Origin of the sequence: Paenibacillus hexagrammi, assembly GCF_021513275.1 — a bacterium.
Lineage (GTDB): Bacteria > Bacillota > Bacilli > Paenibacillales > NBRC-103111 > Paenibacillus_E > Paenibacillus_E hexagrammi.
The window spans coordinates 1,474,304-1,491,560 of sequence record NZ_CP090978.1; the positions used below are offsets into that span (position 1 = coordinate 1,474,304).

10 protein-coding genes and 3 pseudogenes are annotated in these 17,257 nt (G+C 45.5%); 6 read left to right on the top strand and 7 right to left on the bottom strand.

Annotation, left to right across the window (positions count from 1 at the left end):
• Positions 1 to 37: 37 nt before the first annotated feature.
• From L0M14_RS32200 to L0M14_RS06450, 3 genes and pseudogenes are all read right to left on the bottom strand, one after another.
• Positions 38 to 1,589: pseudogene (locus L0M14_RS32200) on the bottom strand (response regulator).
• Positions 1,583 to 3,367, bottom strand: coding sequence for a sensor histidine kinase (locus L0M14_RS06445; protein ID WP_235121367.1), 1,785 nt, complete (start codon positions 3,365 to 3,367; stop codon positions 1,583 to 1,585). Before L0M14_RS06445 ends, L0M14_RS32200 begins: the two are co-directional and overlap by 7 nt.
• Before the next feature lie 25 nt (positions 3,368 to 3,392).
• Positions 3,393 to 5,575: pseudogene (locus tag L0M14_RS06450) on the bottom strand (alpha-galactosidase).
• 206 nt (positions 5,576 to 5,781) lie between these two features.
• Here L0M14_RS06450 and L0M14_RS06455 point away from each other — a divergent pair.
• The 5 genes and pseudogenes from L0M14_RS06455 (at position 5,782) to L0M14_RS06475 (ending at position 11,076) form a co-directional block, all read left to right on the top strand.
• Positions 5,782 to 6,618, top strand: coding sequence for an AraC family transcriptional regulator (locus L0M14_RS06455; protein WP_235121368.1), 837 nt, complete (start codon positions 5,782 to 5,784; stop codon positions 6,616 to 6,618).
• Between the two features lie 96 nt (positions 6,619 to 6,714).
• On the top strand, positions 6,715 to 7,176 hold the full coding sequence (locus tag L0M14_RS06460) for a phage tail protein (protein WP_235121369.1): 462 nt from the start codon (positions 6,715 to 6,717) through the stop codon (positions 7,174 to 7,176).
• Between the two features lie 136 nt (positions 7,177 to 7,312).
• Positions 7,313 to 8,779 (top strand): aminotransferase class V-fold PLP-dependent enzyme, encoded by a 1,467-nt coding sequence (locus L0M14_RS06465; RefSeq protein ID WP_235121370.1) that lies wholly within the window; start codon positions 7,313 to 7,315, stop codon positions 8,777 to 8,779.
• A 184-nt stretch (positions 8,780 to 8,963) separates the two neighbouring features.
• Positions 8,964 to 9,653 (top strand): annotated as a pseudogene (locus tag L0M14_RS06470) (response regulator transcription factor).
• Positions 9,634 to 11,076, top strand: coding sequence for a sensor histidine kinase (locus L0M14_RS06475; protein ID WP_235121371.1), 1,443 nt, complete (start codon positions 9,634 to 9,636; stop codon positions 11,074 to 11,076). The pseudogene L0M14_RS06470 and the gene L0M14_RS06475 overlap by 20 nt, the downstream one beginning before the upstream one ends.
• Before the next feature lie 116 nt (positions 11,077 to 11,192).
• Here L0M14_RS06475 and L0M14_RS06480 read toward each other — a convergent pair whose 3' ends face one another.
• From L0M14_RS06480 to L0M14_RS06495, 4 genes are all read right to left on the bottom strand, one after another.
• On the bottom strand, positions 11,193 to 12,965 hold the full coding sequence (locus L0M14_RS06480; protein WP_235121372.1) for a HAMP domain-containing methyl-accepting chemotaxis protein: 1,773 nt from the start codon (positions 12,963 to 12,965) through the stop codon (positions 11,193 to 11,195).
• A 159-nt stretch (positions 12,966 to 13,124) separates the two neighbouring features.
• Positions 13,125 to 14,285, bottom strand: a complete 1,161-nt coding sequence (locus L0M14_RS06485; RefSeq protein WP_235121373.1) for a sulfite reductase subunit alpha — start codon at positions 14,283 to 14,285, stop codon at positions 13,125 to 13,127.
• A gap of 162 nt (positions 14,286 to 14,447) precedes the next feature.
• Positions 14,448 to 14,762, bottom strand: coding sequence for a diguanylate cyclase domain-containing protein (locus L0M14_RS06490; RefSeq protein ID WP_235121374.1), 315 nt, complete (start codon positions 14,760 to 14,762; stop codon positions 14,448 to 14,450).
• A complete protein-coding gene (locus tag L0M14_RS06495; protein WP_235121375.1) occupies positions 14,722 to 16,032 on the bottom strand; it encodes a CHASE4 domain-containing protein in 1,311 nt (436 codons plus the stop codon). Before L0M14_RS06495 ends, L0M14_RS06490 begins: the two co-directional genes overlap by 41 nt.
• Before the next feature lie 199 nt (positions 16,033 to 16,231).
• Between L0M14_RS06495 and L0M14_RS06500 the strand changes: the two genes are divergently transcribed.
• Positions 16,232 to 16,912, top strand: a complete 681-nt coding sequence (locus tag L0M14_RS06500; RefSeq protein ID WP_235121376.1) for an SIMPL domain-containing protein — start codon at positions 16,232 to 16,234, stop codon at positions 16,910 to 16,912.
• Positions 16,913 to 17,257: the final 345 nt, after the last annotated feature.

Consider the following 17,257-nt stretch of genomic DNA (forward strand, 5'->3'; position numbering starts at 1 on the left):
GCATATATAACGGATTACGGGTAAAATCATCCAAAAATTATGGATTTTTATATTCCGAGGGAGATCGCCCTTCGTAGCGTTTAAATTTGCTGTGAAAATAGTTGACGTTCGTATAGCCAACTCGCTCGGCCACTTCGTAAACCTTCATACCACGACCCAGAAATTCCTTCGCTTTCTCGATGCGTACTTTGTCCAAATAGGTGTTAAAGTACTCCCCGGTCTTGCTCTTGAAAAGCTGTCCCAAATAGGCGGTACTGTAACCCAGCATTCCAGCCAATGTGTCCAGCTTCAGATTGTCGGCATAATGCCTGTTAATGAAGTCGATCATTCTTTTAAAATCCTGCTCATGGCCTCCCGGTTCGGTTTCTTTTGCTAATGTGATGAGGAAGCGGTGAGCCTCTGCTACGAGATCGTCCATATGTGTATGCTGAAAGATTCCGTTTAAAAAAAGAGAAACCGTCATAGCGCCTTCCTGCTCCATACGGGATTCGGCTGTCAGCTTATGAATGACGGCGTTGGATAGAAAGAAGAACGATTCTTTCACAGATCTCTCATCTTGTCCCTGCTGGATGAACGAAGCTGCCGCCTCTTTCAATATGGGAAGGATTGCGTCTTGGTTTCCAACATCAAGATTGTAGTACAAACGGAAGATGAAGGTCCCCATCACGTCTTCGGTAAGGTCGTCGGATAGAGAAGGAGAGGCCGGAGTAGGGGAGAGAGGTGGATTCAGTCCTAGAAGTCGATTCTTCTCGCTAAAAAATGCTTGTTTGATGGCTTCCTGGGCTCTGACATAGGAATAATAGACATGCTCAGGTGCTGATACAACTCCTCCGGTCGCTGCGACGAATGGAACATCTCCTATTACATGACGAAGCTCGTTGTAAAAATCCTTACGCTTGTCATTCCCGCGCAGCGGCTCGGCTCAGAAGCAGCACGGTATAGGGAGCAAGAATGGTTACAAGTCCCAACATCAGGCTTTCTATCCTGGGTTTTAACCCGGCACATATCCGGACTAGTTCATCGGTACGGTCCTCTTCGAAGACCTGCGGATAGATGACCACAGCTTCATAGTTGTCCCACAATAGATCGGCTTCTTTCGTCTTGCTCCTCATCTTGATCGGATCCTCGGTTGTTCCTTGCGGGATGAGCAGGCGGTGCAAAAGGAAATCCCGGTTTATGATTCCTAGCTGCCGCAGCTCCCCTTGGTGACGTTCTTCTTCAATCCGCTCTCGCACTTGCTTGAGTAGGGCGGTCATTTCCCCGATATCTACAGGTTTAAGAAGATACCCATCAACCCCGAATTTGATCGCTTGTTGAGCGTACTCAAAGTCCGCATATCCACTGAGAATGATCATATGCAAATGAACACCTAGCGTTGAAGCATGCTGTATGAATTGTAACCCGTCCATAACGGGCATGCGGATATCGACGATCACGAGATCGGGCATATCTGACTTCAAGACATTCAAGGCTTCTTGACCATTAGCTGCCGCAGCTATAACTTGAAAGCCGAGGCTTCCCCATGGAATCAAGGTTTGCAGACCTTGACGAAGCTTAGGCTCATCGTCCACAATAACGGTCTTCAGCATCGTGACACCCCTCCTGGAATGAAAAATGTAACACTTGTGCCGTTCCCTGGCTCGCTCTCGATTTGCAGACAGCTGGTTGTCCCATATAGCAGAACAAGACGGTCATTGACGTTGCGCAATCCGATTCGTTGGCCTTCCTGCTCATCAACACTTGCAGAAAGCTCCTCCTGCATGAGGGAGAGACGACCAGCCGGAAAGCCAGCACCGTTGTCGCTTACCTTAATTCGGATCCCCTCCGAAACGCTCATGACCTCCACTTCAATGTAGGCCCCTTCTGCGCGGTTATCCAAGCCATGTATAATGGCATTTTCAACTAGAGGCTGAATAATAAGTGGTGGAATGGGCAGCTCTTCTAGATGGGGTTCCACCTTGAAGCGATATTCCAATCGGTCTTCATATCTGAATTTTTGAATTTCCAGATAACAACGAACTCGCTCCAGCTCCTTACGAAGTGTAATCTTGCCATTGCCAGCTTCCAGGCTGCTTCGGAGTAATGAGCTTAGCAGCCATACCGCATGTGCAATATCGTCCTGTTTGCGAATGTGGGACTCCATCCTGATGGATTCGAGCGCATTGAATAGAAAGTGCGGGTTAATTTGGCTCGCCAGCATTTTAAACTTGATTTCATTCTGCCTTTGCTCAACAAGACTTTTCTGACGATTCGTTTCTTGGACTTCTTGGATTAGTTGAGAGATGCTTCTGACTAGCGAATTGAACCGTCTGGATAGCAGCCCGATTTCATCTTTTCCGTCGATATGGAGATACGTTTCCAAAGAGCCCGATCCTACCTTGGACATATGATTGCTTAAGCGGTAAAGCCTCCTGGATAGGAGAGAAGCAGAAGCATAGATGAGCAGAACTGCGAAGATGAGACTGGCCGAGATCACAATGATGCCGAGCCGGATTACTTGATTGGCATCTCGGGTAATGTCGGATACGGTAAAAATGGATATGATGCGAAGCCCGTTCCAGCTGTTTTCCGGATTCAAATTGGCAATAACCACTTTGGACGCATGGCCATTCACAATTCCATCGTAGCTGCCTGTTTGTTGGGACAGAACGTTCTCGTCAGTATGGATTTCAAATAGATTCTTACCGAACAGTGCCGCGTCATTGGATGCGACGATGCGATTACGGTCATCCACGATAAAAGTTTGGAATGACTCCTGATCCAGAATAGAGCTTAATCGGTGCTTGTCTACATTAATGACTAAGACCCCTGTTCGCCCTGGAGGATCTAAGGAAAAGGAACGAATCAGACTAAGATACTCTTCATTGACCCGTTCATCCTTGATTAAATTCCAGCCTGCAAGTCCTTTCCGCGCAATAGCTTCCTTGTACCAGTCTTGCGATAGGATGTCATCGTCTGGTTGGATGAATTCCCAGTTATTAAGCGCTCCAGGATTGACTGTATAAACACGGATGCCGGATATCTCTTTATACAATTGGAGATAGTCCCGTATGTCCGTATATCCCCTGTAGGCCTGAATCACTTCGAGATTGCTATTATACTGTCGGCCGGCTACCAGCTTCATCTTATTGTCCGTCGTTAATCGATAGGAGATATCTAGCGGAACCTTCATCAATTCTTCCGTACGTTTACGGACGCGTTCCACATTGCCAGATACCTGCAGGAAGGCATCCTGAATAACGATTGCACGAAGCTTCGCAGTCAAGAACAGACCGCTGAGCATGAGGGGAAGGACAGCTGCTGAGATGAATGTGATGGCCAGCTTCTTCTTCATTTTCATATCATTCATGATTCGGATAAAAAACATGGTTCACGCTCCCGAGTCCACTTGCTCAAACATGATCCAGATTTACAGCCTGAAGCTTGAACCAACCGCTTTCGTAGTCCTTTTGTCCGAAGACCGTAGGTAGACCCACCAGCATAAGACTGTCTCCTCCCCGGATTGTCCGTTCCTCGCTTTTACTGGACTGCACTTCGTATTCGAATTCCGGGTTTAGACCGTCTAGGTGCAAGGCACGGAGCGGTGCGTTCGGAACGGCCATCACTTGGAAATAATAGACGAGCGCTTCGCTTTTGTCTTCAGACACAAACATCCATGCCGACTCGTTTCCGTCAAACGGATTCTTGAGACGATATAAGTCGCCCTTCTGAACCAAGCCTCGAAACTGCTTGTAGGTTGCGACTTGCTGCTTGACCGTCTCTTTCTCCTCATCGGTGAATTTCGTCAGGTCGAGCTCATATCCGAAGTTACCTGACATGGCGACATCTCCTCTGAAGTCCAGAGGTGTTATTCGTCCGACCTGATGATTGGGCACAGCTGACACATGCGCTCCAATTGTACTTACCGGATAAACAAGGCTTGTGCCATATTGGATCTTCAAACGTTCCACCGCATCCGTATTATCACTGGTCCAGGTTTGAGGCATATAATAAAGCATACCGGGATCAAATCGACCGCCGCCGCTTGAACAGCTCTCAAATAGAATATGAGGGAAATCAGCAGTCACGCGTTCCAACAGCTCGTAGAGACCCAGTACATAACGATGGGCGGTTTCACCCTGGCGTTCAGGAGGCAGAGCTGCGGAACCGATTTCTGTCAGGCAGCGGTTCATATCCCATTTGACGTAGGAAACCGGCACACTGGTGAAAATGGCAGAAAGTGAGTCATAGATGTAATCGCGCACCTCTTTGCGAGTGTAATCGAGCACGAATTGCCATCTGGCCTCGCTGCGTCTCCGCCCCGGAACATGCAGGCACCAGTCGGGATGCTTTCTATACAGCTCACTGTCGGGAGAGATCATCTCGGGCTCGAACCAGAGTCCGAATTGAAGACCCAGCTTATTGATGCGTGCGGCAACATCCGCAAGTCCATCCGGCAGCTTACGGCGATCTTCGTACCAATCTCCCAAAGAGGAATTGTCAGAATCCCGTTTTCCGAACCAACCGTCATCCAGGACAAACAGCTCGATACCTAACTTGGAGCCTTCTTCCGCGATAGAGACCAGTTTATCCGCATCAAAGTTAAAATAGGTCGCTTCCCAGTTATTTACGAGGATAGGCCGCTCTTCATCCCGATACTTTCCTCGGCACAGTCGGGTACGATACAAGCGGTGATACGTGCGGGACATGTCTCCGAGCCCCTGGCCCGAATATACCATCACGACCTCCGGTGTTTGGAAGCTCTCTCCCGGAGCGAGCAGCCATGTAAAGTCAAATGAGTTTATTCCCAGGCTAAATCGGGTAGAGCCAAACGCATCTACTTCTGCAACCGCTTCAAAGCCACCGCTGTACACCAAACTAAAGCCGAATGCATCCCCATGGCATTCCGTCGTCTCAGAGGTGACCAAAGCGGCGAATGGATTGAGTTGATGGCTGCTCATACCTCGCTTGCTATCGATCCGGGTTTCACCTTGCAGAAGCGCTCTGCGTGTAAGGTTACCTTCCCGGGCCCAGGCACCGGAGAGATAGGTAATTTCTAAATCGCGCTTCTCCGCAAAATCAATACTAGCGCTCAGCGCCCTGCGCAGTCGAAGGTCCTTATCTCCTTCATTGCTGAAGCGAGCTGAACGAATGATGACGTTTCGATCAGCGAAAATGGTGTATAGCAGGACTACCTTAAGTCCTGAATAGGCATCACTCAATACCAACTCCAGCGTATCGGCTTCGTTCTCATCTTCGATATAAACAGCCGGCAATCCGGTTAGCGAGGGCTTTCCCTTCATCATTCGGTAGGCTTCATACTTTAATTCCGTAATGCGCGTTCCATCCTTCAGTTCTGCTTGATAGGCAGGATTTCGGAAGTCTCCGCTCCCATACTGAGGGTATTCCTGAGGCAGCCGATCCAGCCGGCCTTTTCCGGAGTGTGGATCAATAAATCCTTCATCGGCCCACGATGCTTCAGCTTGCCTCCCCAATAAACATGCACAGGATATCCGTTTACAATCTGAATAAAATAACTCATGTTGGAAGTTGTAAGGTGAAACAGTAAAGGGTTCTCTTGAACGATAATTGCCATTGATAAATAACTCCTCCCAGAATTTAAAGTTCAGTTATCGTGTTTGGCTCGAAACGCATTTGATACAATAAGATGTCTTTAAGCTTGATGAAATGTGAAAAACTGGCAACACTATATAGTGAAATGATATATGATAATAGCTTTATCGTACATGGCGTGGTACTTAATTAATATGGTATAATGCTTGAAAACATAGGAGATGTATCATGATTGAGTATTTGCAAAAGAGCAAGCATCACACAGAACTGCACCTCACTCAATTTGGGATAGAATCGTGCATCCCCCGCCATTTTCATGGACCAGCTGTAAGAGATTACTATTTGCTTCATTACATTTTAGAAGGAAGGGGCAGCTTTGAGGTTGGAGGTACAACGTACACACTAGGGAAGGGACAAGGTTTTCTCATTTGCCCGGGTGTTGTCACCTATTATGAAGCGGATGCCTCACATCCGTGGACCTATTGCTGGGTGGGCTTTAACGGAACACTGGCTGAATGGCTCCTTAAACAAGCAGGTTTAACGTTATCATCGCCAATCCTTCACTATAATAGTGACGATCGATTATATAGGTATATTCAGATGATGGATGATTCAAAAAAGGATTTTCCTAGATCTCGTGAATCCAGATTAAACGGGCTGCTGTATCTCATGCTTTCGGAGCTGGTGGAGTCAGGACCGGTTGAGCCCAACAGTCCGAAGTCAGTTCGTTCAGAAGTTTACGTTGAAAAAGTGCTGGACCTTATTGAAGTCAACTATGCACAAAAAATAACGATGGAGGACATCGCACATGCAATCGGGCTGAATCGGAGCTATTTGTGTTCATTATTCAAGCAACGGATGAATACGAGCATTCAAGACTACTTGATTCGCTGCCGAATCAATAAGGCCTGCGAAATGATGGGAAATGCAGAGCTTTCGATCGGTGACATATCCCGGTCCGTGGGCTACAACGACCCGTTACTCTTCTCCAAAATGTTCAAAAAGGTAAAGGGACTCTCTCCCAAGCATTACCGAACCGAACTCCAAACTGAAGCAGGAGATTGATGTGGATAAAGTTTTTTAATCATGCATTTTTATGGTAAAGTAATTCCATGATTTGTCATCTAGAAACCAAATAAAAACCTGTAAGGAGAGATGAAAATGTCTAACGTCGTTGATTTTAAAACGGTATCTACGACTGGTTTAGAGTCTTCACCTGTAGCAGAAGCGCTAGCTGGATTACGTGCGCATGAAGCCCGTTATTTTATGAATAAATACAAGCATGTCTTTACGGTTGTTCCTGCTAGTGAAAGTCAGGAGACCCTTGACTACGTGAACCGGGTTCTACAAGAACGCAATATTGAGTTTGCGGCCAAGCCTTTGGAAACGTCGCGCTTTCAAGTGGAAAATATTAAATTTGCCTACGTCTTTTATGAGGACGGTCTCGGGATCAATGTGATGTACACGATAGATGACCCCAAAAAACGGGCCGTTGGTTTTAAACTTTCGGAGGGGATGGACGTACCGCAGGAGTTAGAAGGAAAGTTTAAGTTCGCCAAGATGAAGTCTGCTTTAGCTGGTACCATTCGGGGCTCGTTCTTTGTGATTAAAGGAGAATATTAAAGCTTGCTCGCAATATTTCAGAAGTATTTCAAAAAACAACGGGAAAATGTGCTGAAGAGCATCTTTTTTAAAATCTGAATACAATCTAGCAATGCTAAGTTATACCTAAGCAATCATAGCGGAGGTATACATGCAGATGTCAACATTAGAGAAATTTTTTCAAGCTTACCGAAATTGTGTAGTTGGGGTTGATCACCGATTTGAAACGCCTTATGGGTGGAAGAAAATGGTGTATGCAGATTGGACAGCAAGCGGGCGGTTGTACGGGCCGATTGAGAAGAAAATAACGGAAATCGTAGGGCCATTTATGGCAAATACGCATACAGAAGCCAGTGCAGCTGGAGAGATGATGAGTAACTGGTACCGGTACGCGAGACTTGTGATCAAACAACATGTGAATGCGGATGTTGAGCAAGATGTGCTGTTAACCTGCGGTTCCGGAACAACAGGTGTAATCAATAGGTTTCAACGCATACTGGGGTTGCGCATTCCGGAATCGCTCGCTTCTCAAGTCAATTTGGCAGATGAGGAGCGTCCGTTAGTTATCGTTACGCATATGGAGCATCATTCGAATCATACATCATGGCTTGAAACTACAGCAGATGTTGAGGTACTGGAGCCTGGAGCGGACGGTAATGTTAGCCTTGATAATTTAAGAGATCTGTTGGAAGCGAATCGCCACCGGAGGCTGATCATCGGTGCTTTCACCGCATGCTCCAATGTGACCGGAGTGTGCACCCCATACAGCCAGATGGCGAGACTTATGCATGAATATGGCGGGCTTTGTTTTGTTGATTTTGCCGCCGCTGCTCCCTATATCCATATGGACATGCATCCTGCTGACCCTATGGAACGTCTAGATGCTATTTACTTTTCTCCTCATAAATTCCTCGGGGGCCCTGGCAGCTGCGGTGTGCTCTTATTCGATAAACGGTTGTATAAGAATCGTATACCGGATACGGTCGGAGGCGGTACGGTAAAGTGGACCAATCCCTGGGGAGAGAAGGCATATTGTGATGATATTGAGGAGCGTGAGCACGGGGGGACGCCTGGCATTTTGCAAGTGATTCGGACCGCGCTCAGTCTCAAGCTGAAGGATCAAATGGGCCTGAAGTCGATTCAGGAAAGAGAAAAAGAGCTGCTGCATATTGTATGGAACGGATTAAAGAATAACCCTCAAATCAAGGTGCTGGAGCCGGATCAAACGGAGCGGCTTGGCATCATTTCCTTTTACTCGGAATCGATCCATTATAACTTATTTACAAAGCTGTTAAGCGACCGTTTTGGCATCCAGGCCCGAGGGGGCTGCTCATGTGCCGGAACTTACGGCCATTACTTACTCGGCATTGAAAAACCCGATTCCAAAGCCATCACTAATCGCATTGATGCCGGTTATTTGAACGAGAAGCCGGGATGGATCCGCATTTCCTTGCACCCGGTTATGACGAATAAAGAAGCAGAGGATCTTGTGCATGCCGTTTCCCAAATTACTCAACATACTGATGTGTGGAAGCAGGATTACCTTTATGACAAGAAATCCAACCAATTTGTGCATACGAAGTTCAGGCTCTCGGAGGATATGTATTCATTTTTTGCTGTGTAGCGTTGCTCCACGTTTTTATGAGAATGAATTCTCCCTTCGTTAGTGAACCCTACTTGATCAACAAACTCAGGACTGTCTGCGGACAGTCCCTTTTTTCTTTGAGGGAGGAGGAAACATTCGACATGAAGAATTAAATAACGACAATATGCATTATACCCACAACGTTGGTTAAGGCGGGATATTCATGAGACAAATTCTGATTGTTGAAGACGACACAACAATCTCCTTGGTACTGAAGGTTTATCTGGAAAAATAAGGATATTTCATCCGGCAAGCGTATACCTGCAAGGAGGCGAAGGAAGCGTTTGAACTATATCCGCCGGTGCTTGTGCTGTTGGATGTTACGCTGCCGGATGACTCAGGCTGGAGCATGCTCCAATTTGTACGAGAGCGAAGTGCTTGTCCGGTGATCATGCTCACGGCACTAGGCACGATTCAAGATAAGCTGCAGGGATTGAATCAAGGTGCAGATGATTATATGACGAAACCGTTTGTCGGCGAAGAAGTAGTTGCCCGTGTGAATGCGGTTCTGCGGCGTTCGGAACGCATATTCGAGCAAGATGACGCCAAGTATTTTGGCAGCCTGAAGGTAGGCTTCCAATCGCACGCCGTTCACTTACATGGTGCGGAGCTCCATTTTACGCCAAAGGACTTGGATCTGCTGCTGTATTTGCTTACCCATTCGAATCAAACATTGACCCGGGATCAGCTCATTGAGAATGTATGGGGCTACGATTACGAAGGCAGTGAACGAGCCGTCGATTTGGCGATCAACCGGATTCGGCAAACGCTGCGCGATTGGCCATCGGAAGAAGGAGAGATCGCAACAATTAGGGGAGTGGGGTACCAGGCACGTGTTAAAATCAACAGGTGAGCGTAAAACGCTTTTGCAATATTGGACGATCCGCTATATGATCGTGCTGGCAGTCGGGCTTCTTATTATCGGTGCCGGTTCATTTTATTTTTTGGAGATGAAGGAAGCACAGAAGCATTTAGAGGTTGGGCGTAAGCTATTTCAAGTGCTGTCGTCCGTCATTCAAGTGAAGGAGGGACGTCTGGAGCCGGGAGATCGCCGATATATAGACGATATCACTCATGACACCATAGCCAAAGACATGAAATCATCGGCCCAATTTATGATCTATCTCGTGGATGCTCATGGCAGGATGATAAGTGCCCATCCGGACAATATGCCCTTGGAGTTGGTTCAGGTTGCCAATACGCAGCGGGACGTTGAGACCGGTGATGATCCCCTTCCGATTCGTATGAAGGATGCGGAGACCTCTTACTTTGTTAAGCGATACCAATGGCAAGGGAGGACAATAGGATATCTATATCTCCTGTTAGTTCCGGATGAAATGTTTGATGTACCTGACTATAAAAAAACGGTGTATCTTATGTTCGCCGTTACCTTCGTACTGGGCTGGAGCATTCTGTATGTGCTGACAAGGCGTTTAATCAAACCGCTGAAACAGGTGGCGGATGGAGCTAAGCAAATTATGAACGGCTCGTATCCTGCAGAAAAAAGAGTCACAGCAAAGGAGAAAGAATTGTACGAGCTGCACGAGTCGTTTGGTGAAATGGCGGTGAAGCTCGGCCAGCTTGATTACCTTCGAACGAAATTGCTGGCAGGTGTTACACATGAGCTCAAGACGCCGGTGACTTCAATTAGCGGACTTGTCCAAGCGGTTCGGGATGAGGTGGTCACCGGGGAGGATGCCCGTACATTTATGGACTTGTGCTATAAAGAAACGCTGCATTTGCAGCGTATGGTGGAGGATTTGCTTGAATTTAACTCCTATGCTGTAGGTGCTGTAAAAATACAGACGGCACAAATAAATTTGAACGAATGGCTCAAGGAAGCCATCCAGCAATGGTCGCTAATCGAAACGGCCGGTGATGTAAAAGTGGAGATGTCAGTCCCCGACCATCCTGTATTCGTAATGACGGACGGTATCAGATTAAAGCAGGTCCTGGTCAACCTGTTGAACAATGCCAAAGCCTCTACTGAAGGCACAGGCTTGATCAAGGTGATATTGATCCAACATGAAGAAGTGGCGGTCATGGAAGTTCATGATACAGGTGCGGGGATTCCGGAGCATGAGCAGTCATATGTATTTGAAAATTTCTTCAGAGGGGAACGTAAGCAGAATAAAATACGAGGTATGGGGCTAGGGCTGCCACTTTGCAGAATGATCATGAAAGAGCTTAGCGGCGAAATTAAATTGCTGTCAAGCTCTTCTCAAGGGACTGTATTTTCAGTAAGTCTGCAAAAAGATATCAATGGCAGCTTGTAAACTACGCTTCTTCGAAAGCTGCTGAGCTCCCCATTTCCGCTTTATCAATAGTCTAAGGCCCACAGCTAGTTATGCACTGTGGGCCTCTTTTATAGTGTGCGAATCTTCTAATCCGATTACACTTTGAAATTCGAAACGGCTTCGCTCAAGCCATCTGCCATTTTTGAAAGCATATTAGAACTTGCGGATACTTCCTCCATGGATGCCATCGTCTCCTCAACTACAGTTGCGACGGTTTGAGTGTTTAAGGATGTACGATCAGCGATCTCAGCGATTTCCTTCATGGAAGTAACCATCTCCATGGCGCTTGTATTTACCGATTTTGATTCTTCGACTGCGTGATTTGTTTCCATTCCTACTTCTTCTACAGATTGAACAATGTCAGAGAAGGAAGCTCCAGCACCTTCAACAAGATCCATGCCGATCGAGAGAGATTTCACTCCATCTTGCATAGAAAGCATGACTTGATTGGTACTTAACATGATCTCTTCAATGAGATTGGAAATTTTCCTTGATGCATCTTCAGACTGTCCGGCCAGCTTGCGTACTTCAGAGGCAACAACAGCAAAACCTCTTCCTTCTTCCCCGGCTCTAGCAGCCTCGATGGCTGCATTAAGGGATAATAGATTGGTCTGAGCTGCGATCTCACTAATCATGGATGTGATTTGGCTAATCTCAGCAGACTTTTGTGCAAGATGATTCACGGAATCAGAGGATTGGACAACTTTATCCTGAACTTCTTTCATTTGATTGATGGTAGAGCTGATGACGGCATTCCCTTTAGAGGCTTTATCCTGTGTTCGCATAATAAGATTGGCTACAGAATGAAATCTCTCTGATATATGTTCGATTCGTTTGGAGACCCCTAAAGCTGTATCAGATGTGGCGGATATTCTTTGTAATTGTAATTTGGCGCCTTCCGCCATGTCGTTAGTATTGGTCGCAATCTGTTCCGTTGCCGTGCTTGTTTGCTCAGCGCTTGCTGTCAATTGTTCGGATGTTGAGGCCACGATGAGGGAGTTCTCAATAATCGTGTTCATCATCGTACGTAAAGATAGGCACATCTCATTAAAATCTGTTGCAAGCTCTCCAATCTCATCTTTGCATTTGATTTGTACGGGATCGACCCGCAGGTTCCCCCTTGTTACCAATTTAACCTGATTTACAATTTTGGAGAGAGGTCTAGTAATGGATCTTGCAGTAAGAAATGCTGTCAGTAAGCCTAGAATCACACTTAAGGCTGCTGCTAAGGTGTGTACAAGACTTCCTAATCCTCTACTATGCTCCGATTGTCTAATCACTGCTTCAGCTTCAGAGACGTTGTAATCCTTTAGATCTGTAATACTTTTTAAAGTCGCTTCGTATAATTCTGGAATTTTATTTTGATCCATTTCTTCAGATGGCTTTGTATCTTTGGTAATTCCCGAATTGTACATGACGACATCTCTATACTTGACCCAAGAAGTATAAAATACCATGTAAAGCTCTTTTTCTTTATCAGAATTAATGTAGTTATTCTTATAGGTTTCAATATCTGCGTCCATTTTTGATGCGGTTTTTTTCATTGTTTCTAGGGTGTCATTTGTTATGTCAGGCTGTGCTGCTGACGAATTCTTATCCTTCGCAGAAGGAGTAGTACCATTTGGAGGTCCTCCCGCAGGCATCATTTTAATTAAAACAGACAATACACTGTTTCGGTCTAAAAGATTTACTGAACTTTGCATATCGCCTAATAAGATCACAGAGGGCATGGATGAAGATCCTATTTTGTTTATTGTCTCTCCTAGGCTTCGCATAATACTGTTACCGATCAGGGACGAAGATGAGCATAAAAGAATGATGATCAGAGCCATACCGTACAGTTTCTTACTAACCGTTAATTTGAACATTTGAGCAATTTCTCCTTATACTTGAATTCATGATGTTACATCAATGGTTCGACATACAAAAGGTAGAATCATTTATTTTGCGACATATACATATGTGAAAAAAGAGTGACTCCATACTCGCTGTCAGCGAATGAGAAGTCACTCTTTTTGCATTACCTATTAATAGACATCGCGTTGGTAGCGTCCTTGCTTTTGCAGTTCGCTAAGATAGGCTTCCGCTTCTTCAGCGGAAAGTTTGCCTTCTTGTTCAATGATCTGAAGAAGTGCGTTGTGGACATCCTTCGCCATGTTCGTCTTATCTCCACACACGTAGAAGTAGGCTCCTTGTTCCAGCCACTCAAACAATTCTTGGCTGTTCTCCAGCATTTTGTGCTGTACATATACTTTTTGCTCACTGTCGCGGGAGAAAGCAGCGTCGATCTTGGTCAGAACGCCGTCTTGTTGATAGCCTTCCAGCTCGTCTTGATAAAGGAAATCCGTCGCGGCATGCTGGTCTCCAAAGAATAACCAGGATCTTCCTGTTGCTTTCGTCACGGCGCGCTCTTCAATGAAGGAACGGAACGGAGCAATACCTGTCCCCGGACCCACCATGATGATATCTTTCTCTTGAGCTTCCGGCAAATGAAAGTGTTTATTGATTTGAACAAATACTGGCAGTGTATCGCCTTCTTGAATACGCTCGGCAACCTGAACGGAGCATACACCTTTGCGTTCACGTCCGTGAGTTGTATAGCGAACAGCACCAATTGTTAAATGCACTTCATCCGGATGAGCGGCAATACTGCTGGCGATGGAATAGAGACGAGGGGTCATTTTTCTTAAAAGAGAAACGATTTCTTGGGCCGAAGCCTTCCATGGACCGAAATCGCGCAGCATATCGAGTAAATCGCGGCCGTTCGTATATTCTTTCAGCTGATTTGCGTTCTCAGCTAACAAGAGATTTCTCAATGCTTCGTTTTCCGAATATTCTACTGCTTGTTGTAGAATCTTTTTGGATAGCAGCGTAATTTCGAAATGATTGGTCAGCGCATCCTTAAGTGTAAGTGAATCGCCTTCTTTACCAACCGTAACGATAGTATCTCCATCCAACTTTAATTCTTCAAGAAGAGCAGCTACCAGCTCTGGGTCGTTCTGAGGAACAATGCCGAGGGCATAGCCAGGAAGATAAGAAAGGTCGGAGCCTTGTAAGGATAATTCGAGATGCCGCGTTTCTTTTTTCGAGCCGGTTCCGTTTAAGTTAACATTTTTGAGAACTTTCGCTGGAAACGGGTTCGTCCGCGAGTAAGCTCCAGGGCCTTTTTGAACATCAGTTGACTGCATTAATCTTCACCTCAAAAAAATTATATTAATTTAGAATATCACAGGACGAAATAAGAATTCAATCCAATGTCTCATTAAATATCAAAATAACGCTTACATGTATCGGTAAGTAAGGCTATTTTGTTTTACAATAGCACGTATTTATTTTGATACAGATTGCTCTTACCGAGGTATTCTCTCCTCTTTTTTGCGTTTAGCATCAAGCATCCTCTGATCGGAATGCCGGCTTAGTGTGGTTAAATCATCGCCGTCATCGGGATACAGACTGATTCCGAAGCAGGCCGAAACCGATATATAACTTCCCCCAATACGAAATGTTTCAGTCTGCAGCTTGTTCTCCACTTGATGAATCCAGGCTTCAACCTCTTTTTTACTCGTATAAAACCGCGACATTAATAGAAATTCATCGCCTCCAACCCTTGCAGCAAATTCCTGTTCAGAAATACTGCTTCGCAGAACTATTCGCGATATGAACAAGCAGGCGGTCACCTGCTTCGTGACCGTAATGATCGTTAATCTCTTTGAAATTGTTTAGATCCACGTAGACGACAGTTAATTTGCACCCCGACTCCCGAGCGGTTTGCATCTCCTGCTCGAAGCGTTCCCTCAAATATTGTCGATTCGGTAAGTCCGTCAACGTATCGTGATTGGCACGATGCTGCAGCATTCGTTGATAGTTCTCGAGTTCACCCATCATATTATTGAAGCTTTTCTTCAAGGAAGAGATTTCGTCGTTACCGGTTATTTGAAATCGTGCTGTAATATCCTTGCTTTCCGTAATCCGGTCCACGCTTGCAGTCAAGGTTGCAAGTCTTCGCAGCACCGATCGATTCAGGAAGATCAGCACGATGAGGGAGAACATGATCGCAGACAGGAATAAGGATATTACCAGCAAGCGGAAATTTTGCAGACCTTGGCGATAAATATCCCGCTGCTGAGATATGCTGAGCGTAAACGCAGCTTTGCCTTCAAGGTCGTACATCTGGCTGTATCCGGTAATGGTATTGCTGTCTTGAGGAACCGTCCAGATCTCCGAATGGGGAAGAATCTGATGCTCAGGCAGCTTGGCCACTGGCAGGGAGCCTTGAAGAGGCGCCTGGTCCACAGGTTCTAGCTCAACAGAGATCAGCATTCTGTCCGATATGGATTGGGTGTAGTCCTCATCGAGGGCGCGCCCCAGGATTAAAGTACCGCGCATATCCCCGGTGAAGTCGCTCTTAAGAATCGGCGAGGAATTCAAGAGAATGTTTTGTTCATCGACATGAACGATGCCGCCAGTAATGATTTTTGGATCTTGCTTAGCCTGCAGCTGAGCGGCATGGCTCTGAATGTAGGCATACAACTTATCATTCAAAACATCCACAGTACCGGTCGTTTTGTTATATTCCAAGGCGAGCACGACCTTATGGTCATTATTCAAGTAAATCGCATATTCAAACCCGTTCGTAGAAAAGTCATCAGAGCTGTAGTTTCTTTCTAAGTAAGGGTCATCTGAACTCGACTCTCCATTCTTTCCCATAAATTCATAGCTATCATCCCAACAGGACCAACTGATGTTGATGGAATACAGTTTGTTTATATCTTCATTTATCAAATTAATCACCCTATTGGTGTATAAAAGCGTATCGCGCTTTTCCAACTCCAGATAGTTTTGCATCACTATTTTTTCAGCCAAAACGGCGATAACGGACATGAGCAGGATCGAGGAAAGAACGATAAAGAAGATGATCTTGTGACGCAGAGACATGAGGCTCTCTCCTTTTTCTGAAAGATGTGAATACATAATTGTTGTGAATTCATACACATTCGTGTAGAAGAAAGAAAATTCCTTTCAATTTGGTGATAGAGCTGCGATGTGGAATCCCAAGCCAGAAGATGAGAATCATGGACGAAATATGTCCATACATTAGGGAAAGTAAAGTATGAATAATGAAGGGGGAAAGCTCATGCACGATCAACCAAGGTTACCATATCCTTCAATCGCTTCACCCTTTTTCTCCGGTGGGCACAAAACGATGGAAGTCATAGGGGAAGGAACGGTCTCAGCAGCACCCAACAAGGCCATTATCGTTCTTGGTGTGATATCAGAGAGTATAAGCCTAACGGAGGCCCAAAAAGAAAATGCAAGCTCTGTCACTCATATCATCGAAGCCTTGCTGCGATTATCCGTTCCGAAAGAACATATTCAAACAACGCAGTACAGTATTGACATTCAATATAACTATGAAGATGGCAAGCAATTGTTTAGGGGGTATAAAGTAACCCATCTGCTCCAAATAACCAACGATCACATCGATATGACGGGAAGCATCGTGGATACTGCCGTGAAATATGGGGCCAACACGGTCTCGAGCATTCAATTCACCATGGCGAATCCAGAAATCGCCTACAATCATGCATTATCCATCGCGATCAAAAATAGCCTGCTCAAGGCAACAACCATAGCAAGAACATTAGGCGTGACGGTTCATCCTACTCCATGTCTGGTTCAAGAGTTATCACGTATGCAAGGCCCAACGCCCTATCATGCTGCGCCGTTATATGCGAAAAGTGAAGGTACTCCAATTCAGCCCGGTGAATTACAAATTTCCGCCTCGATCAAAGCTAATTTTATCTATTATTCATAGTAGGTGCAGGTGCATCATAAAACAAAATCCCGAAGCTGGCCGGTATGAAATTCTACCGAATAGGCTGTGCCTGGACGATCACAGTCTGGGTACGGCCTCATTACATGAGAATATTGATATAAAAAATGAGAATTTTAAGTGTACATCGAGAAGATTATGATCAATAATAAATATAGGAACTCATTTACTATGATGTTAATGATACAAATTGTATCAAACCTTTCGTTGTGCAGGAGGAGGCGGATAGGCGTTTAACGTTGTCCTGAACCGATATGGGACGGTTAAGGTTGTATCAATATGTATCATCAAACATCATCAAGCTGCTATTCATTGTAAGCGCTATCG

Coding starts and splice junctions, on each gene's coding strand:
- L0M14_RS06445 (WP_235121367.1), bottom strand. CDS start 3,367: ATGTTTTTTATCCGAATCATGAATGATATGAAAATGAAGAAGAAGCTG.
- L0M14_RS06455 (WP_235121368.1), top strand. CDS start 5,782: ATGATTGAGTATTTGCAAAAGAGCAAGCATCACACAGAACTGCACCTC.
- L0M14_RS06460 (WP_235121369.1), top strand. CDS start 6,715: ATGTCTAACGTCGTTGATTTTAAAACGGTATCTACGACTGGTTTAGAG.
- L0M14_RS06465 (WP_235121370.1), top strand. CDS start 7,313: ATGTCAACATTAGAGAAATTTTTTCAAGCTTACCGAAATTGTGTAGTT.
- L0M14_RS06480 (WP_235121372.1), bottom strand. CDS start 12,965: ATGTTCAAATTAACGGTTAGTAAGAAACTGTACGGTATGGCTCTGATC.
- L0M14_RS06485 (WP_235121373.1), bottom strand. CDS start 14,285: ATGCAGTCAACTGATGTTCAAAAAGGCCCTGGAGCTTACTCGCGGACG.
- L0M14_RS06495 (WP_235121375.1), bottom strand. CDS start 16,032: ATGTCTCTGCGTCACAAGATCATCTTCTTTATCGTTCTTTCCTCGATC.
- L0M14_RS06500 (WP_235121376.1), top strand. CDS start 16,232: ATGCACGATCAACCAAGGTTACCATATCCTTCAATCGCTTCACCCTTT.